The 25,112-nt window shown below is 25.3% G+C and carries 29 protein-coding genes; 5 read left to right on the forward strand and 24 right to left on the reverse strand.

Annotation, left to right across the window (positions count from 1 at the left end):
• Nucleotides 1-221 precede the first annotated feature (221 nt).
• Nucleotides 222-1,316, forward strand: a complete 1,095-nt coding sequence (locus tag AC07E4_RS15290) for an iron-containing alcohol dehydrogenase family protein (RefSeq protein ID WP_478216877.1) — start codon at nt 222-224, stop codon at nt 1,314-1,316.
• Between the two features lie 51 nt (nt 1,317-1,367).
• On the opposite strand, the gene AC07E4_RS15295 is transcribed toward AC07E4_RS15290, so the two are convergent.
• Nucleotides 1,368-1,532, reverse strand: coding sequence for a hypothetical protein (locus AC07E4_RS15295; protein ID WP_158644493.1), 165 nt, complete (start codon nt 1,530-1,532; stop codon nt 1,368-1,370).
• Nucleotides 1,533-1,634: 102 nt separating this feature from the next.
• On the reverse strand, nt 1,635-2,393 hold the full coding sequence (locus AC07E4_RS15300; protein ID WP_478216878.1) for a nucleoside phosphorylase: 759 nt from the start codon (nt 2,391-2,393) through the stop codon (nt 1,635-1,637).
• 213 nt (nt 2,394-2,606) lie between these two features.
• Between AC07E4_RS15300 and recQ the strand changes: the two genes are divergently transcribed.
• Both recQ and gap read left to right on the forward strand, forming a co-directional pair.
• The gene (gene recQ, locus AC07E4_RS15305) at nt 2,607-4,748 is read left to right on the forward strand and encodes a DNA helicase RecQ (RefSeq protein WP_478216879.1); all 2,142 of its coding nucleotides are present in this window, start codon (nt 2,607-2,609) and stop codon (nt 4,746-4,748) included.
• A 394-nt stretch (nt 4,749-5,142) separates the two neighbouring features.
• On the forward strand, nt 5,143-6,174 hold the full coding sequence (gap, locus tag AC07E4_RS15310; RefSeq protein WP_478216880.1) for a type I glyceraldehyde-3-phosphate dehydrogenase: 1,032 nt from the start codon (nt 5,143-5,145) through the stop codon (nt 6,172-6,174).
• A 97-nt stretch (nt 6,175-6,271) separates the two neighbouring features.
• Here gap and AC07E4_RS15315 read toward each other — a convergent pair whose 3' ends face one another.
• The 9 genes from AC07E4_RS15315 to AC07E4_RS15355 all read right to left on the reverse strand — a co-directional run bounded on the left by AC07E4_RS15315 (nt 6,272) and on the right by AC07E4_RS15355 (nt 12,564).
• A complete protein-coding gene (locus tag AC07E4_RS15315; protein WP_040329224.1) occupies nt 6,272-6,817 on the reverse strand; it encodes a flavodoxin family protein in 546 nt (181 codons plus the stop codon).
• Between the two features lie 59 nt (nt 6,818-6,876).
• A complete protein-coding gene (locus AC07E4_RS15320; protein WP_040329225.1) occupies nt 6,877-7,770 on the reverse strand; it encodes a glycoside hydrolase family 73 protein in 894 nt (297 codons plus the stop codon).
• A gap of 142 nt (nt 7,771-7,912) precedes the next feature.
• A complete protein-coding gene (locus AC07E4_RS15325) occupies nt 7,913-8,278 on the reverse strand; it encodes a C-GCAxxG-C-C family (seleno)protein (protein WP_040329227.1) in 366 nt (121 codons plus the stop codon).
• A 278-nt stretch (nt 8,279-8,556) separates the two neighbouring features.
• Nucleotides 8,557-8,874 (reverse strand): thioredoxin, encoded by a 318-nt coding sequence (gene trxA, locus AC07E4_RS15330; protein ID WP_040329228.1) that lies wholly within the window; start codon nt 8,872-8,874, stop codon nt 8,557-8,559.
• A gap of 441 nt (nt 8,875-9,315) precedes the next feature.
• Nucleotides 9,316-9,720: a VOC family protein gene (locus AC07E4_RS15335; protein WP_430829823.1), complete on the reverse strand. Its 405-nt coding sequence runs from the start codon at nt 9,718-9,720 to the stop codon at nt 9,316-9,318.
• Between the two features lie 254 nt (nt 9,721-9,974).
• On the reverse strand, nt 9,975-10,223 hold the full coding sequence (locus tag AC07E4_RS15340) for a spore coat protein (protein WP_478216881.1): 249 nt from the start codon (nt 10,221-10,223) through the stop codon (nt 9,975-9,977).
• Nucleotides 10,224-10,237: 14 nt separating this feature from the next.
• Nucleotides 10,238-10,417, reverse strand: a complete 180-nt coding sequence (locus tag AC07E4_RS15345) for a hypothetical protein (protein WP_040329232.1) — start codon at nt 10,415-10,417, stop codon at nt 10,238-10,240.
• A gap of 1,106 nt (nt 10,418-11,523) precedes the next feature.
• Nucleotides 11,524-11,877: a hypothetical protein gene (locus AC07E4_RS15350; RefSeq protein ID WP_040329233.1), complete on the reverse strand. Its 354-nt coding sequence runs from the start codon at nt 11,875-11,877 to the stop codon at nt 11,524-11,526.
• 375 nt (nt 11,878-12,252) lie between these two features.
• Entirely contained in the window at nt 12,253-12,564 is a 312-nt protein-coding gene (locus AC07E4_RS15355) for a hypothetical protein (protein ID WP_040329234.1), read from the reverse strand.
• Nucleotides 12,565-12,801: 237 nt separating this feature from the next.
• On the opposite strand from AC07E4_RS15355, the gene AC07E4_RS15360 reads away from it, so the two are divergent.
• Nucleotides 12,802-13,290 carry a DUF2975 domain-containing protein gene (locus AC07E4_RS15360; protein ID WP_040329235.1) on the forward strand — a complete coding sequence of 163 codons (489 nt, stop codon included), beginning with the start codon at nt 12,802-12,804 and terminating at the stop codon, nt 13,288-13,290.
• A gap of 17 nt (nt 13,291-13,307) precedes the next feature.
• A complete protein-coding gene (locus AC07E4_RS15365) occupies nt 13,308-13,529 on the forward strand; it encodes a helix-turn-helix domain-containing protein (RefSeq protein ID WP_040329237.1) in 222 nt (73 codons plus the stop codon).
• Nucleotides 13,530-13,627: 98 nt separating this feature from the next.
• On the opposite strand, the gene AC07E4_RS15370 is transcribed toward AC07E4_RS15365, so the two are convergent.
• From AC07E4_RS15370 to AC07E4_RS15430, 13 genes are all read right to left on the reverse strand, one after another.
• Nucleotides 13,628-14,650 carry a GNAT family N-acetyltransferase gene (locus tag AC07E4_RS15370; protein ID WP_203226300.1) on the reverse strand — a complete coding sequence of 341 codons (1,023 nt, stop codon included), beginning with the start codon at nt 14,648-14,650 and terminating at the stop codon, nt 13,628-13,630.
• Between the two features lie 157 nt (nt 14,651-14,807).
• Nucleotides 14,808-16,751 carry a cell wall-binding repeat-containing protein gene (locus AC07E4_RS15375; RefSeq protein WP_478216882.1) on the reverse strand — a complete coding sequence of 648 codons (1,944 nt, stop codon included), beginning with the start codon at nt 16,749-16,751 and terminating at the stop codon, nt 14,808-14,810.
• Nucleotides 16,752-16,872: 121 nt separating this feature from the next.
• Nucleotides 16,873-17,328, reverse strand: coding sequence for a hypothetical protein (locus tag AC07E4_RS15380; protein ID WP_478216883.1), 456 nt, complete (start codon nt 17,326-17,328; stop codon nt 16,873-16,875).
• A gap of 249 nt (nt 17,329-17,577) precedes the next feature.
• Nucleotides 17,578-18,255: an HAD family hydrolase gene (locus tag AC07E4_RS15385; protein ID WP_478216884.1), complete on the reverse strand. Its 678-nt coding sequence runs from the start codon at nt 18,253-18,255 to the stop codon at nt 17,578-17,580.
• Between the two features lie 11 nt (nt 18,256-18,266).
• Nucleotides 18,267-18,728, reverse strand: a complete 462-nt coding sequence (locus AC07E4_RS15390; protein WP_040329243.1) for a GNAT family N-acetyltransferase — start codon at nt 18,726-18,728, stop codon at nt 18,267-18,269.
• Between the two features lie 31 nt (nt 18,729-18,759).
• The gene (locus tag AC07E4_RS15395; protein ID WP_430829819.1) at nt 18,760-19,533 is read right to left on the reverse strand and encodes a class I SAM-dependent methyltransferase; all 774 of its coding nucleotides are present in this window, start codon (nt 19,531-19,533) and stop codon (nt 18,760-18,762) included.
• 245 nt (nt 19,534-19,778) lie between these two features.
• Nucleotides 19,779-20,309 (reverse strand): GNAT family N-acetyltransferase, encoded by a 531-nt coding sequence (locus AC07E4_RS15400; protein ID WP_478216885.1) that lies wholly within the window; start codon nt 20,307-20,309, stop codon nt 19,779-19,781.
• Between the two features lie 19 nt (nt 20,310-20,328).
• Nucleotides 20,329-20,802, reverse strand: coding sequence for a GNAT family N-acetyltransferase (locus AC07E4_RS15405; RefSeq protein ID WP_430829818.1), 474 nt, complete (start codon nt 20,800-20,802; stop codon nt 20,329-20,331).
• A gap of 28 nt (nt 20,803-20,830) precedes the next feature.
• Nucleotides 20,831-21,499 (reverse strand): Type 1 glutamine amidotransferase-like domain-containing protein, encoded by a 669-nt coding sequence (locus tag AC07E4_RS15410; RefSeq protein WP_051540403.1) that lies wholly within the window; start codon nt 21,497-21,499, stop codon nt 20,831-20,833.
• A gap of 76 nt (nt 21,500-21,575) precedes the next feature.
• A complete protein-coding gene (locus tag AC07E4_RS15415; protein WP_478216886.1) occupies nt 21,576-22,358 on the reverse strand; it encodes a hypothetical protein in 783 nt (260 codons plus the stop codon).
• Between the two features lie 67 nt (nt 22,359-22,425).
• Nucleotides 22,426-22,911, reverse strand: coding sequence for an NUDIX hydrolase (locus AC07E4_RS15420; protein WP_430829815.1), 486 nt, complete (start codon nt 22,909-22,911; stop codon nt 22,426-22,428).
• A gap of 64 nt (nt 22,912-22,975) precedes the next feature.
• Nucleotides 22,976-23,980 (reverse strand): DUF5700 domain-containing putative Zn-dependent protease, encoded by a 1,005-nt coding sequence (locus tag AC07E4_RS15425; RefSeq protein WP_478216887.1) that lies wholly within the window; start codon nt 23,978-23,980, stop codon nt 22,976-22,978.
• 273 nt (nt 23,981-24,253) lie between these two features.
• Nucleotides 24,254-25,108, reverse strand: coding sequence for a hypothetical protein (locus tag AC07E4_RS15430; protein ID WP_478216888.1), 855 nt, complete (start codon nt 25,106-25,108; stop codon nt 24,254-24,256).
• Between the last annotated feature and the right edge of the window lie 4 nt (nt 25,109-25,112).

Genomic DNA, 25,112 nt, shown 5'->3' on the forward strand with positions numbered 1-25,112 from the left:
TATAAAATTTGTATTTATAATATATTTTCACAATCTTAAATTTAAAATTGAATTATGAATACATTTCATTTTCAATTTAAATAACTATACTAACTCTTATGAATTATAATAGCTTATTATTGAAAAATCAATTCTACATGATTTTTTTATTATTATAAAGGTTTTTTTTATTACTTATAGAAAATATAATATATTAAATATTAACTATGTAGGAGGAAAATATGAGTAACGATTTATTTTACATGCCAACTAAAATTGTGTCTGGAAAAGACTGTTTAAAAAAACACAAAGATTTAATTAGTAGATTAGGTAAAAATGCACTTATAGTAACAGGAAAACATTCTTCTAAGAAAAATGGTTCTTTAAATGATGTTAAATTTATACTAAATTCCTTATCTATAAATTTTGTTATATTTGATGATGTAGAAGAAAACCCTTCATTAGAAACTATAGATAAAATAGCTACTTTGGGAAAAGCTTCTAATGTAGATTTTATCATTGGTATTGGTGGTGGTTCACCTCTTGATTCTTCAAAAGCTGCTGGTGTGCTTATTAAAAATGAAAGTGCCAATTTAGATTCACTGTTTAATGATAGTAATTTATTATCACTACCTATAGTTGCAATTCCAACTACAGCTGGTACTGGAAGTGAAACTACACCTTATGCAATAGTTACCGATCATAACTCTAAAACTAAAAGAGGTATTATTCAAAGAGTGTTTCCTAAAATATCATTTTTAGATGCAACTTATTTTATGGAAACTCCTAAAAATGTAACAATTAATACTTCTATAGATTCTCTTTCACATCTTATAGAAGGTTATCTTTCAAGTAATGCAAATTTATTAAGTGATTCTTTAGCTGAAAAAGGACTTGAATACTTCGGACAATGTCTTGAATCTTTAGAAAAGAATACTATTGATTTTAATACAAGAGAAAAACTTGTATTAACATCAACTATAGCTGGTATGGTTATATCTCAATCTGGAACTTCACTTCCTCATGGAATGGGATATTCTCTAACATATTTTAAAGGAATTACACATGGAAGAGCAAATGGATTCCTATTAAAATCATTTCTTCAGTTTCATGAAGATAAACAAAAAGTTAACAAAATTCTTTCCTATTTAAACTTTAGAACATTAGATGCATTTGGAGATTATTTAAAATTACTTTTAGATGAAAACTTAACTTTATCTAAAGAAGAGATTTTAAACTTCTCACATTCAATGGCAATTAATACTTCAAAACTTAAAAATCATCCTTTTAAGGTGACAGAAAAAGATATTATAGATATGTATACCAATAGTTTATAAAACAAAAGGTACGAGTAACCTAAATTTATTCGTACCTTTTTTAAAATTTAATCATCTTTTATTTTTTTCATCTCTCATCTTTTTATATTTTTCTTCTGTAAGTTCTTTAAATGATTTAACATTCTCATCTTCATTTTTCTTTTTCTTCTTATAATTATTTAAGTGTTTATACACATTATAGTTATTTGCACATAAAACCTCTCCAATTTTTATCATATCCCTTATACACCCTCTTTTTATATTTACTATAGATATATTCGTATAATAAATATAAATGCTTGAGTTTTAAGGCTTTTTCTTGTAATTTATTTATATAAACTAAAATAACCAATCTATTATTACATCTTCGATAGCTTCCATAGCCCTATAAAATCCTGATTCAATCTTATCTTCTCCAAAACCTGGCTTCCACTTGTCCCACATTTCATCACTTACTACCAACAAGTTGCATACCTCTATATCTTTAACTATTCCAAAAACATACATAGCTGATGTTTCCATATCAACTCCATAAATATCTTCTTTTTTATACTTTTGAATCTTTTCTATGTCTTCTCTATAAATTGCATCTGTAGTCCAATGATTTCCTATATAATATGTATGTCTATTTTTTTTCATTGCCTTTTCTATTTTTTTCATTAAAACTTCTGATGGTATAGCCTCTTCATTTGCGTCTAAATAGTGATAAGACGTTCCTTCTTCTCTAATACATTTATATGGAATAAATAGATTTCCTATTTTTAGCTTTTCATTTAAACTTCCACATAATCCAACTCCTATTATTTTTTTTGCTCCTAATGCTTTAAGTTCTTCCATTATAGCTACAGTTGCTGATGCACCTATTGTACAATATACAAAGGTAACTAATTTACCATTGACTTTACCATTATAAACTTTATTTCTGTTTCCAAAAATATTATGTTTTGGCTCTACAGCAGCATACTTATTTTTCAGGTGATCAATAACACTTTCAAACCATGTAAGAATAACAAGTTCACCAACTTTTATGTCATCGTATTTTACCTTTTTAGTTGAAACTACATATTCAATATAATCCTCCGCTGAAAATCTCTCCATATTCCAAACCCCTCTCATTAAATTCCCCACAATTTATATAAATATTACAATTTGTTAATATTTATTTTACATATTATCATAATTTTCTATATATTTCAAACTTTGTATTTACTTTTATAATATTAATAAATTATTGTATTTATGTTTTATTTATTACTAATTTGGTCTATCATTATAAATAGTCAATAGTATAATTTATGAGGTGAATTTTTAATGAACAATGCTCTTAATGTTTTGAAAAAATATTTTGGATATAGTTCCTTTAGGAAAGGTCAAGAATCCATAATAAACTCTATTTTAAATGGTAATGATACCTTAGCTATAATGCCTACTGGTGGTGGAAAATCTATTTGTTATCAAATTCCTTCAGTTTTATTCGATGGAATTACAATTGTTGTTTCTCCACTTATATCTCTTATGAAAGATCAAGTAGACTCTATAAACTCAATAGGCATAAACGCTGCTTATATAAATAGTACTTTAAGTAATACAGAATATGAAATAATTAAAGATAAAGTTTTAAATAATACTATAAAAATTTTATATGTAGCACCTGAAAGACTACTATCACAGGATTTTATTATGATGATATCCTCTTTAAAAGTGTCTTTTCTTGCCATAGATGAAGCTCACTGTGTTTCTCAATGGGGTCATGATTTTAGATCAAGTTATAAAAAAATACCTGAATTTATAAATCTTTTAAATAATCGTCCTATTATTGCAGCTTTTACTGCAACTGCTACAGAAGAAGTTAAAGTAGATATAGTTAATCTACTAAATTTAAAATCACCTGAAATTTTTATTACTGGTTTTGATAGAGAAAATCTAAATCTTACAATAATTAAAGGTGGAGATAAAAAATCATTTATCCTTAATTACTTAAAAACTCATAGCAAAGATTCTGGAATAATATATTGTGCTACACGTAAAGAAGTAGAACATCTCCATGAGCTTTTAATTGCTAATGATATTGAAGCACTTAAATATCATGCTGGACTTTCTGATAATGAACGTTCCACTAATCAAGAAGATTTTATATATGATAAATCCAATGTAATTATAGCTACAAATGCTTTTGGTATGGGTATAGATAAATCTAACGTTCGATTTGTTATACATAATAATATGCCTAAAAATATAGAAAGTTACTATCAAGAAATAGGTAGAGCTGGAAGAGATGGTGAAGAAAGTGATTGTATAATGCTATTTTCTCCTTCCGATATACATCTTCAAAAATATTTAATTGATATTGGAACTTATGATGAATTTAGAAAAGTCAATGAATATAATAAACTACAACTTATGTCAGATTTTGTGTATTCAAATGACTGTTTAAAGAAATTTATATTAAATTATTTTGGGGAAGAATATGATAAAGAATGTGGAAAATGTAGTAACTGCCACTTTGAAGGAGAACTAGTTGATAAAACTGAAGATGCTAGAAATGTCCTTTATTGTGTATACGAAATGAAAAGACCTTTAGGTGTTACTACTATAGTAGACATTTTAAGAGGTTCTAAAAACCAAAAAATCCTACGACTTGGATTAGATAAACTAAATACTTATGGAATTATGCATAACTTTTCTAAAGATGATTTAAAAAACTTTATAAACACACTTATATCTCATAAATATTTAGAATCTATTCAAGGTGATTTTCCTGTTGTTGGATTAACTGAAAATTCTATTCCTGTTTTAAAGCGAGAAGCTAAAGTGATATTTAAGGAAATTAACACAAAAGAATTTATTTCTACTAATAATGAACTACTTACAATTTTAAAATCCTTAAGAAAATCTTTAGCCGAAGAAGAAAATATTCCACCATATATAATTTTCTCAGACAGTACTTTAAAAGAATTTAGTCAAAGGTTCCCTATATCTATAAATGAACTTTTAGACATAAATGGTGTTGGAGAACATAAAGCTAATAAATATGGGGAAGAATTCTTAAGTTGTATAAAAGAATATGTTGAGTCTAACAATGTAACTAGAAACTTTACATACTTAAAATCCCCTAAATCTAATTCTTCCAAAACTTCATCTACTAAGGGAAAAACCATTGATATTACTATAGATATGCTTAAAGACAATCCTTCCGTAGAGAATGTAATTAATGAAAGAGGTCTTCAGCTAAATACTATATTAGATCACATAAAAAAATATTTTTTAGAACATGGTAGCGAAGATTTACAATTAGATTTTACTAACCTTTATAATGAAGATAATGAAAGAGAAATTTTAGATGCTATATCTAAAGTAGGTAAAGAACGTTTAAAGCCTATAAAAGAAATAGTTAACACTAATATATCTTATGATGAAATAAGAATTGTATTATTCAAAAATTTTGCTGTTTAATATAGAAAATCTATATTAAACAGTGCTTCTTCATTCACGCTTATATGTAAAAATATAAATGTGATACACTATTATAATATATTTATATATTATTTCGTTACGTTTTTGTTAAATATTCTATTATTTCTGAATTTATTAACATTTATATACTATGCTATATATTATATAGCATAGTATATTTTTTAGCATTATAGAGCATTTACGAGTTTTTCATATATATTCAGTAGAAATTCATCATATTTTTAATTTTATTGTGATATACTTTATTTGATTTGCTAGTTAATATGTTGTACTATTTAAATATAGAGAACAACAAAATTTGAAATTTTAAAATATGAATTTAAATATAAAGCGTATTAATAATTTTTATTGATTAGTAGGGGGTAACTTTTTTATGATAAATGTAGGTATAAACGGATTTGGAAGAATAGGTAGAACATTTTTAAGGATTGCATGTGAGAATCCTGATAATAATTTTAATATAGTTTCAATTAATGCTAGAGCAGATGTTGAAACATTAGCACATTTATTTGTTTATGATTCTTGTTTCGGAACTTTCAAAGGTAATGTAAAAACAACTGAAGATTCAATGATAATAAATGGTAACGAAATAAAAATAACAAGATGTCAAACTCCAAAAGATATTCCTTGGAAAGAACTTGATGTTGATTTAGTTATAGAATCTACTGGAAAGTTCAAAACTAAAGAAGATCTTATGGGACATGTAGATGCTGGTGCAAAAAAAGTAATTTTAACAGCTCCTGGTAAAGATGAAGATATAACTATAGTTATGGGTGTAAATGATGAAGAATTAGATTTATCTAAACATACAATAATTTCTAACGCATCATGTACAACAAATTGTTTAGCACCTGTTGCTAAAGTTTTAAATGATAAATTTGGTATAGTAAATGGATTTATGACTACTATACATTCATATACAAACGATCAACAAATATTAGATAAAACTCATAAAGATTTAAGAAGAGCTAGAGCTGCTGGACAATCAATAGTTCCAACTACAACTGGTGCTGCTAAAGCTGTTGCTAAGGTATTACCTGATTTAAAAGGAAAATTAAATGGATTTTCTCTTAGAGTTCCAACTGCAGCAGTTTCAATAACTGACCTTGTTTGCGAAATTGAAAAAGAAGTTACTGTTGAAGAAATAAATAATGCTTTCAAAGAAGCTTCTGAAAATGAATTAAAAGGAATATTAGGTTATTGTGAATTACCACTTGTATCTGTTGATTTCAAAGGTGATAGCAGATCTTCTATAGTTGATGCATTATCAACTATGGTTAATGGTAAAATGATTAAAGTTGCTTCTTGGTATGATAACGAATGGGGATACTCTGCTAGAGTTGTAGATTTAGCAAACACTGTAGCTGAAGGATTAAATGCTGAAGAAGTTTCTAAAACAGCTTAATAATTGGTATAAAACTTAATAAGTTTTAAAAAAGCATCAGGAAATCCTGATGCTTTTCTGTTTTATCCATATATACTATTTAATTTTATATAAATTTTTATTTTATTATATTCTTTCCTATAGTATATATTTCTTCTAATGCCTTAGTGTTTTCTTTTACTGGCATATAATCATCTGTGCAAACACCATATGAACCTAAATACTCAATACCTACATAATCAAATATCTCTTCAAATGTTTTTTTAGTAAGCTCTGGTCCTAAATTAGGTGCTTCTCCACCATAAGTCATTATTAAATATGCTTTTTTACCTTTTCTATCCTCTTCACTTAAAGCATATGTTCTATCAATAAATGTCTTTAATTGAGCAGACATACTCCACCAATATATAGGTGTAGCAAATACTAAAATATCTGCTTCTTTAAATACTTCATAAAGATTCTGCATATCATCATTTTGTATACACTTACCTTCTCTTTTACAATAATTACATGCCATACATGGAGATATTTTATTTTCCTTAAGATAAATATTTTTTACATCTACATTTTCTCCACTTTCCTTAACTCCATTTAAAAACTGATTTAATAAAGTAGCTGTATTTCCTTCTTTTTTAGGACTTCCCATAAATGCTACAACTTTCATAATACTCCCCCACCTTTTCTTTATATTTATATTTTAAATTTTGTTATACAAATTTTATGTTATTGTTCAGTTTGAAGTTCACTATCTATTAGTTGAAGGTTGTATTCTCTTATTAGCTGAATTAATGATTTAGCATATATTTTTTCACCATTTTCATTTTCAGCTGTACTATATCCAGCCTTCTCTAAAGCTTTTGCCTGATTTATATATGTTTTTGCAATGAAAACTCCATTTTCTTCGTATCTTTTATTATTCTTTAAAAACTCTCCATGATCTATTATTGACTCTTCCTTAGTTTTATATTTTCTAAAGTTATCATTTATAGTAACATCATAAAATTCTTTAGTTTTTAAATTTATAACATCTCCTTTATAATTCTCAGAAGCTTTTATTCCAAATAAATTGTTTCCATCTGTTGCCAACTTAGATCTTCCCCATTCTGACTCTAAAATAGCTTGTCCTATTGTTATAGATGGCAAAATCCCATATTTTTTATAATTCTCTATTGCACCTTCTTTTACATCATTTATAAAGTTCATTTGTTCTGAACCCTCACTTAAACTTTCAGGTACTATTCCATAATATTCTAACTGATTCATATAATTATAAAATCTTTTCTTTTCAGTATTACTAAAATCTAATTCTTCTAAAACATGTTCTACTTTGAAAAGTTTTTCAGTATCTTTATTTATAAACTTTTTTCCAATTTCCTTTATGTCATTTTCTCCTACATTACTTAAGTTGTTATTATTCATAACTGCCAATATACTAGTTATATTTTTCCAATTTAATTGAAACTTATCTTCACCTATTTCATCTACGTACTTGACATAATTTATAACATCAAAGCTATTTAAATTTATGTCTTTTAACTTTAAATGTCTAATACCTAAAAATGTTGAAATAATTAAAATTACAATTACTATTAAAGTAATACCTATCTTTTTTTTCATTCTTTTTTCCTCTTTGCTTCTAAAAATTTATTCATTAGTTATATATTTCTTTATTCATTAGTTATATATTATAATTATATTAATTTTAAGTTACAGTTTAAAGTCATTTTAGAAAAAAATAAGGTAGGTATTGCTACCCACCTTATTTTATCTCTAAAACTTTATTTAAAGCCTCATAGGAATTATCTATAATTTCAGCACAGCTAACTTTATTTTGCTTTAATTCCTTACATATGCTAGTACCATACTTACCATTAATTTCTTGCATCAGCTCTTTTGCTATTTTTCTAGCTTCATTTGCTTCATTTGAATCTTCTCTGCCTCTTAAGTATCCCACTATAAGAGCTGCAGCATTTACTGCCCCACAAAGACTTCCTACTCCAAGACCTGTACCCATTCCACTTCCTAAAGATACTGGTATATTAGTATTATGTTCTTCATTATATGCTTTTATCATTGATTCTGCACAATTATATCCTTGTTTATGATATTCTGATGCTCTTAACATTTTAATCTCTTCCTTTACAATAATATTTTTATTAGTTAAAAATTTAATCATATATATATTATATTTTTACAAAACTTCTGTCAAATTATAGAATTGTAAGCCATTTCTTAGTTTATACATCTAATTAATTCATAATCCTAAATTCACATTCAATATATAAACTTCTTTTTAAACCAATTAACAATGATGGTTATATTACTTATACTGTTACTAATATTTAAGAATTAAATATATAGAAATTTACTTTTATCCTTCATTGTTAATTGTTTATAATTCACTTAAATATATGACTCTAACTTACTCTTAATATCACTTTTATCTGTAAAACCAATTATTCTATCAACCATCTCTCCATTTTTAAATATGGCCATTGTTGGTACACTCATAACCTTAAATTCTTTTGCAAGTTCCATACTTTCATTTATATCAACTTTTACCATATGAACATTCTCTTTCATCTCAACACTTAATTCATCTAATACTGGCGCAATCATTTTACAAGGTCCACACCATGTAGCAAAAAAATCGACTAATACTACTCCTTCATTTTCAATAACTTTATTTGTAAATTCTTCTTTATTAACTTTATTTATCATAATTAACCCCTCCAAAGAAAAATATTATTTTGATTTTTATTAAAACTTAAAATAATATTTAAAAATTTTTACTCTATATTTATATATTACGTTTTTACGATATATGTGTCAATACTATTTATGAATTTATAATTAATATTATTTATTTCACTCCTAAAATAATATTTTGAACTAATTAATGATTAATAATAATGTTAAATATCACCGGGGATTGAAATCCCCACTACAACATTTTATTTGTACTTCAAATAAGATCAATACAACTTTTTATCCATAAAAGTTGTATTTTGAGAACACATTCCCCATTGTAATATTTATATTAATCATAAATTTAGTTGTTAATTAATTTGAAATAAGAGTAATTTAATTTTCGTATTGAATTTCCACATATTTAAAAAGTTAATTTCAAAGTTGCTCATGTTTCAATCAAAATCTAATAACTTATATTTGTAAATCTCTTATTTCAATTTCTGTACCTTCTGGAGCTTTAACTTTAAATAAGTATCCATCCTCTACTTTGTACACATCTTCACCATTTTTATTTTTAAAATTATTATATCCCATTCCTTTTATTCTTAAATATTCTTCTTTTACATCAGAACTCATAAAACACATATGTACTATTCCTGCATTTAAAGAATTCCAATTATTAAGCTTATCTCCTAACTTATTAGTTTGAAGTTCAATCATAAAATCTCCAAGTTTAAGCCATGTGTTATATTCCCTATTATGGAAATTTTTAGTTTCCTTAACTATTTCAAATCCTAATATTTTTGTATAAAATTCTAAAGACTCTTTATAGCACTCTGTTTGAATACATACATGATGAACATTTTTTATACTCATATAAATTTAGCCTATATAGGGTTTCAAACCAAGTTTCTAATTTATACGTTTATTGCTTAATAACAATAATAATTATTCTATACTTTTTCTAAACTAAAACATGAATAACCTAAAGTTTAAACTTTAATTATTTCCCTATAAAAAAGCTAATTTTCACTTCCTTTCCATACTTTTATTCTCATTATACATTAGTATATATTATTATATAAAAAATTCAAAGCTGTACTTTTTTTTAAAGTACAGCTTAATATAATCTACTGTTGAGCTAAAAACTTTTGTTTTACTTTTGATATTTTTTCTTGTTCAGCTTGTTCTGTTGGATACCATCCTTTAGATGACATTTTATTATATATTTCATTTTGTACTTTTAATACTTCACATAATACATCATTAAATGTAGAATGTACATCTGAAGTTGCAGATTCTATAGTTCCATGCAAACACAATCCAGCTTGTGCTTTAGATATTATTAATAAACATTCCATTAAATCTCTATCATTCATTATTAAAGTCCCTCCTATTGATTTAATAATCCATAGATTTTATCAAATAGTTCCTTATGCTTCTGTGCTAATTCTGTTGCATATTTTTTAAGTTCTGCATCTTGTAAGCTATTTGAAGCCTCATTACATTTTGATTCCATAAATTTTAGATGACCTAAAGTATCTTCAATGTACAATAATTCTTTTGGTGACATAAAAATTCCTCCTTAGTAGCTATATATTTTCTTTACATATCTTATTATTATCTAAGCTTTCTATTTTATTCTTATAAAAATAGAAAACAAGATAGCATTTACTACCTTGTTTTCATGTGCGATGTTAAGTTTAATATATTTTCTACTAAGTTAAGGATTTTCTTGTTTTTAAACTAAGGGGGACTCAATTTAAAAACTTTTATTTAGTTATTGGTATTAACTTTATATTTATATAATAATACTCTAATGTGTCAAATATATGTCTTGTTAATGACACTTTAGTGACATTTTCAAAAAAAGACAACATTTTTAATTTTAGTATCTTAATATAAAATAAATTATCTTAAAATCCTAAAAAACATACTTGAAATATATTTTTTAATGTATCTTTTATTACAATAATATTTAAGCCTTTTAATATAAATAACTAAACAATAACCTTTTATCCTTAATTAAAATCTCAATACTTTTATATGTAAAAATAGGAAAGATAAAAAATATCTTTCCTATTTTTGTGCAATATAGTTATATTTTGAGGTTCTATGGTATTAAAGTATCTTTACTTCTCTAATAAAAGATATTAATCCTTTATATTTTTCTTTTGATTAATCTAAAATTACTAATTTAATATTGTGCTTTGGTTTAATTATATTTTATCACAAATTATACTTTTGTAAAGTATTTTGTCGAAATTTTCTTTATTGTTTGCATTTTAATTAGAACATACCATAATACTGAAAACCCAAATATATATTAAACATATACAACATACAAACGTATTATTAAATATAGGTTTTTCTTCTTTAATTCTTTTCAATATGACAACAAAATTAATAAAAAAAATCGGTATTGCAATTATTCCTACTAGTAAGGATAATATCATAAGTTTTTATTCTCTCCTTCTAACCATTTTAATAATAAAATTATAACACATATTTTTACAATATTTATTTTAAATATAAATATTATACATATAATTTTCCTATATAGGGTTACAAATTTATTAGAGTTTGTTTGAAATTTTTATGAATAACTTTTTAAATAATTTAAAATTATAAAATTATAAAAGAGTACTAGATTTTCAGTCTAATACTCTCTTTACTTATCTATAAATCATATATTGCTATTTTAAAATCATTTACCGCAACATCAAATTTATGAATACTTTCTTCTATTCTAATTTTACTAAATCTAGCACAAGCCACTGATATATCACATAACTTGTCATACAAACTCTCATACATCTTTGCTACTTCTATATTATAACTAATAATATCATATTTTCTTTTAAAATCCCTAAATTGCTTTGCAATTCCATATACATCATCGCTTATTTCTTTTACATGATTATAATATTTTTCTTCTTCAATATTTAATCCATCTAATATCTTTGCAAAGGAATTAAGAACAACTACATCTCTGCTAAATCTATCACATATATCTACTAATACTAACTTCATCTTACGCCTCCTAAAACTTAAAGATACTAATACTTTTAATCTTGCTTTTTAATTTTTATTTTATAATCAGTTAATATACTTTTAAATATAAAATAATGTCTTAAGCTGGCTAAATTTAAAAATTATAAATATAGGAAAGCACGTTCAAATTATTTATATTTCACTTGAAAAATTATATTAAATTGTGTTTAATATAATTAAATATTTTTCTAAAAAGAATATTTAATGCTAATTTTTTCTAAAAAACTTATTGAATTTGTTCATTAACTAGCAATAATTTTATTATACTATACATGTATTATATCACTTTTTTCTTATTAGTTCATGTTTTATGTTTATTTTCTGCATAATCATTATTAGTTTAATCATTCAAAACTACATATTTAAAAATTTCAAAACTAGAACAATCCCAGTAGCTCCTCTAAATATAATTGCACAATTCATTATTAAAAAAATTATAACAACAATATGTTTTACCTTCATACCTTCATTTCTCGCTTTAAATAATCCTATTCCACCTAATATTAAACTTACAATAGCAAAAATCATTTGTAAAATCATAATAAATATTGCAGGTTTATTAACACTGAAATTATTAATAAAAAACTCTGAATGATATAAACTTATAAATTCTAGTAATACTGCTAAAGTAAAGAAAATTATTGATACTTTAAACTTCTTCTCCACTAAAAAATCACTCCTTTTAATAATATTTTACTTGTATTATATATATTTTTATATGTTACGTTTTATCATAAAATTTCAATGTATACTTAATTTTTATATTCACTCTCTATTTATAATTCTATTTTTATCTTTTCCCATTGCATTTTTATTTTTAAATAATGTATATTTATTGACAAACAATAAATATGCATTTAAAATTAAAGCATAACTTTAAAAAGAAAGTTGAGGTAATTTTAAATGACAATAAATAGAACATCTAAAACATTAAAATTTCTAACAATATTAGCTATCATAGTTACTGTTTTAATGCTATTATGTACACCCTTAGTTCTAACAGCATTTCTTAAAAGTACATACTCTATAATCAATCGTAAATTAGTTATAATTATAAGCTCATGCATATATCTTTGTTCAATACCTTATATAATTGCATTATTTAAGTTGAAAAGCTTAAGCAATTTAGTTATAAAAAATACACCATTTTCTACAAATACAAGTAAATTACTTAAAAGCATTGCATTTTGTGCCTTTTTTGAACTATTATTATTTAATGGATGTTCATTATATCTTGTGTATTTTCATGATTTATTTTTATATGCTTTTACTGTGATGTCTATGATAATAGTATCATTTATATGTTTAGCTATAAGCTTCCTATGCTTAGTGCTATCTAATGTCTTTGAGGAAGCTACAGCGATAAAAAATGAAAATGATGCAACAATATAAATATTTAGAGGTGTAATATGTCAATTATAGTGAATTTAGATGTGATGATGGCAAAACGTAAAATGAGTTCTACTGAGTTATCTCAAAAACTAGGTATAACCATGGCCAATCTTTCTATCTTAAAAAACAATAAAGCGAAAGCCATAAGATTTTCAACTTTAGAATCTTTATGTAAAATATTAGATTGCCAACCAGGTGATATTTTAGAATATGTTTCTGATAATAATAGTGATAATTAATTGAATATTATTCAAAATATTCTACTATAATTAGAAAACAAATAGTAATTAAGATATACTATTTGTTTTTAATTATATCTGATTTATAAATTATAAATTTAATAATTATATTTATAATTTCCTACTTGTATTTTTCCATTAAACATCTCATTTTTAAAAGGTTTTCTTATTTCTATAAGATTTAGTACATCATATCCCTTTTTAGCTAAAAAATTTATTATTTTATCATTATTAGGATGAACAAAAGAGTATACCATATCTTCTCCAAATCCTTTTGCAACATTTTCTGCCTTTTCATATAATTTGTATGCTATTCCTTGTCTTCTTGCCTCTTCTAAGACAAATAAAGATTCAGCCCATACAACGCCTTCTTCAATTCTACAAACTATATATCCTAAAACATTTTTATAGTAATCTTCAGCAACAAAAATAGGATAATTTTTTTCTAAATATTCTTTGAATTCTTCTTTTGATTTTTCTATATTGGGCGTAATTTCTATATTTTTAAGCTTTTTTAATTCCATTCTAAACTGAGATATTAAAATTGACACCTTATCTTCATCTTCAATATTTGCTAAACGTATTTTAACAACATCATTTTTCATTTCAGTCCACTCATCTCTTAAAATGCTCATAATAACTTTGTCATGAAAACTTCCATTTCTACAGAACCCTTGTCTCATTATACCTTCTGTTTTAAATCCTGCCTTTGCATATGCTCTAATTGCCCAAGTATTCTCCTCTGAAACTGTAAGCATTATTCTATTAAGCTTCAATTCTGAAAATCCAAATTCAACAATTTTCTTAGTTACAAATGTCCCTATGCCTTTTCCATGATAAGCTTTATTTCCTATAAATATAAAATACTCACCAGATAAATTTGTTTCATTTAAGTTAGCTATGCCTGCATATCCTATTAAAATTCCAGTTGACTTATCTATAATTGCTTTGTTATAAGAAGTATTATCCTTTAAAATACTATCAAACCACCTAGATATTTCTTCATCCGTTTTAATCCTTTGAAATATTGATCGTGAGTATTTTATAACCTCTTTATCTTTTACCCATGAAAAGAAATAACTTCTATCTGAATCTACTAAATTTCTTAAAATAACTTCCATAAAAAAACTTCCTCCATATCAAATTTAAAACTTCCATTTACTAATCTTTTTTTATTCATAATATCCTTAAATTCAATTATTCTATAACTTAAGTTCAAAGTCCTTCATAAAAAAAGATAGTTTTAGTTATTAGCTAAAACTATCTTCCAAAATTATTTTATGGTTTACATTTACTACATTGCTTATAACCTTTATTTATAGCATTTTGTCTACTCATTGCAATAGGTGATTTCATATTGCTACAAGTAGAAGTTCTATGAAATGATTTACCACTATTAGTTACATATACAGTTTGTGCAACTGTTGGTGGATTTATTGGAGGTTTATCAGGATTTGATGTACTTGGTGGTGTTGGATTCACATAATCTCCACCAACATAGCTTCCTTGTTTTGTATTAAATGATATAATACTTCCATTACTTGTTGAGATAATTGTTCCTGATTCATCTGTTCTATAAACTGGAACTTTACTACTATTTAATCTATCCATAACACTTTGTGATGGATGTTTATAGCTATTTCCTTTTCCAACACTTGCAACTGCATATTTAGGACTAACTTTACTTAAAAAATTGGGAACACTTGATGTTTTTGATCCATGATGACCTAGTTTTATAACATCTGATTTTAAATATGCTCCACCATTTACCATATCCATTTCTGATGTAGCTTCTGCATCACCCATCAATAAAAATGAATTATTTCCAAACTCAACTTTGATTACAATAGAGTTATCATTAGTATTTTCATACTCTCTTCTAGGCCCTAATATAGTACATTTTGCACTACCAACATAAAAACTCTCTCCAATTGTAGGTGGAGTTATTTCCATTCCTTTATTGCTAATAGCACTTATAACATCTCTATATGTTTGTGTATTCGAAACTGTCTTTGGCATGTACACTTTTCCTATTTGTAATGAATTTATAACATAATCCATTGCACCTATGTGATCTTCATGTGGATCAGTCCCTATTAAGTAATTAATATAAGACACATTTTGACTCTCTAAATAATTTTTTATAACAGTTTCATCATCATTATTTCCTGCATCTACAAGCATTGTTTCTCCATTGTTTTCTATTAAAATAGCATCTGCTTGTCCAACATTTATAAAATGCATTTTTAAATCGGTTACATTTTTTCCAATTAATTTATCTTCAGTAAATTTAGTTATAACCCCATCTCCACCTAAGATAGTCATCTTTTTAACATTTTCTAGACTAGTCATAGTTTCATTTGCTGGATTTAAGTCAGTTAAAACTATTGGATTATTATTTATTGCAGCTAAAGCTCCACCTGCTAATGCATCTGGAAAATTGTTACCTGTAGCTACATATGTATTATCAAAACTTAAATTATTTTTAAATTTATCTATTAATGCTTTGTTTGTAGCATATCTATTCAATCCTTCTATTCTTTCTGAATTTGAAAATTTATTTGCAACACTATCTGCTACAACACCTCGTCCACCTACTACATAAGTTTTAGGTATTGAGTTTTCCTTTAATAACTTTTCTGTACTTGAGTTTAATACATCCTTAGTTGTTAAGACTACTGGCATGCCTAAATTTGCTGCTATTGGTCCAACCCCTAATGCATCTGCAAATCCTTCTCCTGTTGTTAAAAAAATTCCTTTAGTTAAGCCAACTTTCTCTGCAACTTTAACAGATGTCTCATATCTTGTTTTTCCTTGTAATCTTTCTGTTTCAAGACCTATAGACTTTAGTTGTTCTTCAACATTTTCAGTTATTACATCAACTCCACCTACAATAAATACTTTTTTAGTACCTAATCTTTGTAATTCTTCTGAAGTGTTTACATTTAAATTGTTTTTCTCTGTAAGTAATATTGGTGCATTATACTTTTTAGCTAATGGTGTTGCTGCTAATGCATCTGGATAATTTTCACCAGTAACTAAAATAGCAATATCAGCTTTAGTAAATTTTTCTGAAATTGCCTTTGCTGTTTCATACCTTCCACTCCCATAAAGTCTATCTACCTTATGAATTGCATTAACATTTTTTATTGGAATGGCACTAAATGATAATGCTCCTGCAACTATAAAAGCTAATAGCCCTTTGCTCTTTTTACTCTTCATCATATTCCCCCTTGCTCAATGTAAATTATTTAATATAATAATTATTACATAAACTTATTATATGTAAAAGCATTTTTAAACTAAAAAGACACTTACATTTGTAAGTGTCTAAAAAATTAAATTATATTTTTTGAACTCTAATTAATTTAGGTTTTAACTGCTTTTCTATTTCTTCTTCTCTAATTTCTTCTTCTAATCTTTTCAATGCTACTAATGCACATCTATATGCTTTTTCTTTTCTAGCTTCACTAATAAATAATTTTCCTAGTACAACAATTATTATAAAACAATAAGCTATGGCAACAATAAATCTTAAGTCTTTAGCCATTGTTTCAATTAAATTGTCTAACCCAGTACCTACTGCAAAAAGTCCTATAGTTAATGCATATTGTGTACTTGGACTTTTTATACATTCTAGTTCTACTTCTAATCTTTCTTTTTCAATTTGTATCTTTTCTAAATCATTTTTGAAGTTAACCTTATAGTCACTTTTGATAGAATATAAAAGTTTATTGAATTTCTTACATTTATTTCTCTCAAAATCATTTTTTATTATCTTTATTGTCTTTCCCCTCATTAACATTACCTCTTTGTAAGGTTCAAACCTATATTTTTAACTTATTTAAATAATTAAGTTATAGTAATATTTCTATATAAAATAGATAAATCCTTCCTAACATTGCAAAATATAATTCTTTATAAAAAACTTTAAATTTCTATATAGTAAAAAACACCGTAAAATTCTTTTCAAGAATACTACGGTATCTATCATCTATAGTATAATTTATATAAAGTAATTAATTAATTAATTTGATTTGCAAATTATCTATTTACTTTCTACATAATTTATTATTTCTTTAAGTGAATTAATATCCCACTGAGATTTAGGTGAATTTTTTCTATCAATATGAAATGAAGTAAATCCTAATATTCTTGCCCCATCAGCTTCTACATCATAGTCATCCACATATATACTTTCTTTAGCATCTACATTTAAAGCATTTAATGCTGCCTTATAAATCTTTTCATCAGGTTTCATAACTCCAACTAAATCAGAACATATATAACAATCAAAATATTTCCCAATCCCTAATGTTTCTAATGTAAGTTGTAGTGATGGTGATGTATCTGAAATTACTCCAATCTTATATCCATGTGTTTTAAAATATTCTAGTACTTCAATAACTTCTGGAAAAAGTGCTTTTTCCTTAAGCCATAATTCATTATGAATTATTTCAGATTTTTCTTCAATATTTTCTAATACTCCTTCGTCTTTTAAAAGCTCATAATAATATCTTTTCCAAAATATTATTTCATCTTCTACACTTTTAAGTCCATCCTTAGGATAATTAGCTTTTTCAAACAAATTCATCATTCTATCATAATCTAACTTAAATTCTTTTCCTATCCAACTTTCAATTAACTGCTTTTTTCTATTTTTAATTTCTTCATTTGCATATGTTAATGTATTATCTCTATCAAAAAATATTGCTTTATAAGTCATATAAAAATCTCCTAATCTAATAATTTTTTACTCATCACTATATTGATAGGTTCATATTTTAAACTTTTATACAAATTAAAAGCTCGTTTATTATGACCAAATACATGCAACCCTATTTCTGTTATACCTATTTTTTTAGCAAAAACTTCAATTGACTCCATTGCTTGTCTGCCATAACCTTTGCCCTGATATCTGTCAAAAATCTTTATATCATAGATGAAACCAGTATGTTCATCTTTTTTACTTAGCCAAAATATTCCTACATTTTTATCTTCTTCTACTATAGACAATAAATAATTATCCTTTGTTTCTTTACCATTTGGAAGTAATCCATTAAATTCTTTTAGTGCTTTTTCATATGATCCTTCTTTTTTTAAATTACCAGCTTTAACTTTTTCTTCTGCATATTCTTTGATGCTTACTTCTAAATACTCTTTAAATTCTTCATCTGTCATATTTCTTAAAATTATCATACTACTAACCCCCATATTATTAAAAATAAATTTAATATTTAATCTTTAAAGCCTTTGTAGCAATAAATGATTTTATATACTTATCAATCAATCTTCCTCCACCAAAATCATCTTCATAAAATCCTGTAATTGTAAATCCTGCTTCTATTTGCCCACCAATTTGTGATTCAAGAGTATGTCCAAACTCTATTGGTCCTTTGTTTTCCAAATACCTATTTAATTCTTCTTTTGATAATGCTTTCATAGTGGTATATGGAATGGAATTTTTCACTTGCAAAATTCCATTACTTTCATCATCATCAAATAAATATAAAACTGGATTACAAAATCCTGAAATTAAAGTTCCTCCATACTTTAAAACTCTAAAAGTTTCATTCCAAACTGATATAATATCTTCTACAAATAAATTAGATACTGGATGTATAATTAAATCAAAACTTTCATCTTCAAACATGCTCAAATCCGTCATACTAGCTTTGATAGTTTTAATTTTCAAATAATCTCTTTTTGCAACATAAATGTCTTTTGCTAATTGTTTTTCTGAAATATCAACTACCGTAACATCAGCACCTACCGCTGCTAAAACTGGTCCTTGTTGACCACCACCTGATGCTAAACAAAGAACCTTCAATCCCTTTAAATCGGGAAACCACTCTCTAGGTATACTTTTGCCAGCAGTAACACCAATAGACCATTCACCATTTTTAGCTTTCTCTATAATCTCACTACTAACAGCCTTAGTCCACATACATCCATCTTCAACTTTTTTATTCCATGAATCTTCATTATATTTTAATATATTCATATACTCCTCCTTCTTTATAAGAAGTTAATAGAAAAATATAGACTTACAAGCTAATATTTTAGTTTATACAATTATTAACTAGTAATATTATTGTTGAATTTAACAATTTACAATTAAAACTTGAGCTTGAAACCCTATATAAAAGCAAGTAATCATGTGTCATTACTTGCTTTTATGTGCATATATTCATAATAATAAATATTCATTTATATACATAAAATACCTACTTATACATTAAATATTTATTAATTATTATTGAATCTAAATATTAACCTTTCTCCATTAAAGTTTGTCCCAAATGCTTTTTCAAAATTTCCTGAAGTATAATTTTTTATAGTTTTAGTCCAAAATGACTGTGCTCTTTGATTCAATGTGGAAGGATGAGTATCAAGTTCCCATTTACCTTTAAATCTATCAAAAACTTCCTTTGCTGCAAGCTCTGCAATATTTCTTCCCCTATATGGTTTAAGTATAAAAAATTCATATATATAATAATCTGTGCTTTTAGGTGCATACTTTCCAGTAGATATCAATGCAAATCCTGTCGGGTTTTCATCTACACTAATTATAAATGGAAATAATGCTTCTGGATTGTTAAACCATATATCTTGTATATGATATTGTTCATCTAAAGTCCTTATTTCTTCATCTTCATAAATTCCATATTTATTAGGAGTTTCTCCAGAAAATTCAGATAAATCATGTAGATATAAAGGATATATATTTCTAATTATATTAGCAGTTTTCTCATTTGCTAAATTTATTTCAATTTTCATAATAAAATATTTCTCCTATTTACAAATCTAATTTTGCTACTGCTTCACCATATTCAATCTTACCAGTTTCTATGAATCCTAATGATGCATAAAGTGTTTTTGCAATTATATTTTCTGGTTCATAAGAAATAAATGCTGCTGAAGCCTTACCATATGGAAAAGTTTTTATAAGTTCAATTGCTTTGTTCATTGTTTCTCTTCCATAACCTTTTCCTTGATAATGCTTGTCTATCATTAATCTCCATACCCAATAAGTGTTTGGATAATCCTTTTCATTGGAATCCATATATGAAAGCATTATAAAACCAACCATATTATCATCATTATAAATAGCAAATGGCATTGGAATGCACTCATTGTTAGTTAATGCAACATATGCCTCAGCTAAACTAGATACATTTGTTGCTACAAAGTTTTTTTGATTTTCATTTGGTTCTAAATTAGTGCATTCATCAAAATTATTAGATGTAATCTTTCTTAATTCTATTTTCATAACTTGCCCCCTCATTAACTCACTTTTATTATTTCAATTTATACTGTTTTGCATTTCCTAGTAATATAACTTCATCATTATCAACTATTATTGCACTTTTAGCTTCTGTAGTGTAAACATTTTTACCTGTTTCATTTATATATTTTTCAATACTTTCATTTTGTACATTTGACTTTTTATAATGAACTTCAACTGCAAAATTCCTTATAAAGTCTAATCCCTTTTCATAAACAAATTTAAAATAATCCTTTTCATCTGGTGAAATATAATAATCATGGCACTGAATCATAGCACCTGCACTCCATCCCATTATTATACCTTTGTAATTTTCTACAATACTAACTAAATCTAATTCTATTAACCTTTGCATAATTTTCTCTGGAAATCCACCTGTAAAAAGGATTATATTACTATTATTTATTTTCTTTTTAGCATTATCTGTACTATCTTCAAAGTAATTTATTAATTCTACATTGTTATCATTTATTCCATAATCATAAAAAGGTATCATCATCTCTTTGTAATATTTTCCATAGGATTTGTTATAACATTCATCCCATTCAACTTTATTTTTTATCCAATCATCATGAAATGCAAAAGGTATTATACAAACTTTATATTCTGGTTTAATTATATTTTTTAATGTATCATAAGCCCAGCTTTCATTAAAATCTAACTTATCTAATAAAATATTCAAAACAATCACCCCTTTTACCTATTTTTAGTAATTATACCATAATAAATAAACTTTTTTAATTTAATATTCTGAATTTTTATTCCCTTATAATATTAAAGATTATATTTCTCCATCCATTTGTATATATTTCAATTAATAAGTCAATATGCTGTGCTAAATACAATTTGCCACTTATAGCTCCAAACTTGTCCCAATAATTTCCCACATCTGCTTCCTTAAGGCATTTTTCTTGCTTTGTTTCATTTTTTTCTTTAATTGCATTCCTTAATTTTAATTTTGCATTTTCATATTTATCTAAATAGAACTTAGAATTAAAATCGTATTCTTTAATATTATCTTTATATGCTAAAAGATGTGCAAAACCCTCATTAAAAACAATATAATTTAGTTTCTCCACATAAGGTAAGTTCTCTTTTAAAGGATATTTTTCTTTTACACATCTATGCACAAATTCATGTGTTAGTAAATTTTTTAAAACTTTTTCTATATCATGTCCATGTTTTATATAATTAACTAAATTAATCAAATCAAATATTATATATTCTTCATCTTCATGTTCTATAAACATGGCATCATACATTTTGGGACATCCAACTACTAATAAAACTTTAGTGCTTTCAAACACATTTTTATAATTAGGAAATAACACTTTAAATATATCTTCATTTATTGGCTTAAAGTTCATTAAAATTATTTTTATTTTTATATATATTTCTTTAACAACTTCAACATTTTCTCTACTTGGCGTATCATACATATATTTATTAGGTTCAATATTATAAAAAATCCAATGATTACGATACTTATTTGAACTTGGTTCTTTTAGATAATCAACAATAATTTCATCATTTAATATCATGTTATTTGCCTTCCCCCCATTCTTAAGTTATTCATTAACTTAGAAGAGTTACAACTTGTAATTCTTATCATTCCTTATAAACAAAATGTTCTGTTTTATTCATTCCTTCTAAAATATACTTTTTGGCTTGAATAGGATACAAATCTATATTTTCTATATCTTTAATATTAATCCAAGAAAATTTTAGTTCAAATGATTTTTCTTCTAATTCCTCTTTTCCATAAAATACACCATCAAATGGAATATTGGTGTTTTGATTTAAAGATATATTATAATAAATACATATTTGATGACACTGTTTCTCTCCCCATGGAAAAAACAATTCACCCATCCACATAAGATCATTTACTTTTATATCTGAATTAATTTCTTCCTTAAATTCACGTATTAATGCTTCTTCATTTGTTTCACCTAAATTTACATGTCCACCTGGAATTGCATAAGCTGTATCATCATCAATTTTTTGCAATAAAATTTTATCATTATATATTAATATACCTGCTACTCTATAACTAAAAACATACTCCTCTGTTTTAAATATAATATCTCTCATCACTTCCCACCTCTATTTTAAAATACAAAATCATTATCATTAATCCTCCTAACATTTTCTAAATTTAATATACATTTTTTAATCTATCTACAACAAAATCGCTTAACATATATTCTTTATATAATTTTTTATATGCTTCGTTATAACTCAAAATAAATCTTAAAGGCTTTCCTATACATGACCTCAACTCTTCTATACTTATACCTTTTTCTATAGTTTTGGCCATATGATACCCCAATACATGATATTTGTGATTTTCATTTATAAAGCTAATAATGTCAACATTTTTATTTCTTTCATCTAATCTTTTTTCTAAAAGATTATTTAACTTCTTCATATGAAACTCTACATTCTCCATCATGCTATCTAGACATCCCTTTTCCATCCACCCAAACTTTTCATATATTTCATTCGTACTTATAAAGTTGCACATATCAGCTGTTCCTTCATTAGAAATTACAAATAGCATTCTTTTTATATCTTTATAATCATCTTTTAAAATGAGCTCTTCATTGTCTATATATCGTTGTAAATAATGATGCATTTCATGAGCAAGTAAATCAGTACATTGCTCTACTGTTAATAAATTTGCAAACATTATATCTATAAATACTTGTAAATTTTCTACTGCAGCATTGTACATAAATACATAAAAATTTATATTAAGTTCTATAGTTTTAGTTTTTAAATTTGGCAAATAGTACATAGCTTTTTTTATAAATTCTTTGGTTTTAATAACTTCTATAATATTCTCACAATATTCTTCTAATTTATCAACATTTTTTATAGCACTCATCACTGAATTTATTACGTTTTTCTTTATTGGATTGAATCCTTCATATTCCTTATCATTTTTCAATAATTCATATGCTTCATAAAATAAATCTACCCACTTATAACTCTCTTCCATATCAAAATCTTGTCCAACACACCCTACTAATTTTTTATATGAATTTTTCTCAAATAATTTTTCTATTTTACCTTTGTCTATGCTATCTTTACAACTAAAAATCTCCATAAAATCATATATTCCATCTAAATTATAATTTATCTTAATATCATAAGTCATTTATATTTCTCCCTTCACTTTAATAACTTTGAAAATTCAACTAATACCTTCATATACAATGCTACAACAAAATTCATATAGTGAAACAAGCTCGAATTTAAAACGATTCCGAGCTAGTCTCACTCTTAAAGGTATCCAATTTCAAATTTAAAATAATAAATTTATCATCAGTTAAAAAACTTTTTTCTTTCATCAAAGAACAGGAATTATTTAAATAAGTATTTCTTTTAAAATTGATGGATATTATATTTAGATAAAAATTCCAGACTTTTATCATAAGATGCACTTATAACATTTATATCTATCCTGAATTTCAAATCCACAATCTATTACAGCTTTTAGTTCATCTTCATCTTTTTCTTCAATAAAATAAAGAACACTATCTATACCAGAATATTCTTTATAGACATCTTTAAGCATCTCACTAATTAAGTCACTTTCTATATTCTTTTTTCTTACATCATCATCAAGAAATAATCCAACTACTTCTTTCTGATTTTGTTTTTTAATTTTTCTGACAAATATACTTCCTTTAATAATTCCATTTTCTTTGTATATATAAATATCAAATATATCAAAATCTTTTTTAATATGCTTACTGTCCCAATACATATTCCCTGCATATTTATCGTGAAATTTAGCATATTCATCAAACTCATTAAAATCTAATAAACTTATTGAGGTTTTAATATGATGTGGTTTATAGTTCTTTTTATATAATAAAGTAACTATGCTCGACTCTATGCATTCCATCTTTCTATTTTCTAAATATTGAATTGCTTTCTCATTATATGCTGTTATTCCTATAAAAAAATCATATTCTTTCAATTCATCACCAATATAATCCATAAATTCATCAGCAACTACATCATAATCATCCTCTATTAATAGTGCTTCAGTTTGCGAATACTTATCTTCATTTATCCAAAAATAAATACAAACTCCTTTAAGTTCATTATTTTTATAACAAGCAATAATTTTTCGTATATCTGAATTAATTGCTCTTTCAATGTTACTTTTTAAATCCTCTTTTGTCTTATATTTAGGATAACTACTTTTTGTATTATCTTGGCATATATTCCATGCAAAATCTAAAACTTCATTAATTTCTTTAACTTCTTTTATCATTTTT

The sequence above is a fragment of the Clostridium amazonense genome (assembly GCF_056431285.1).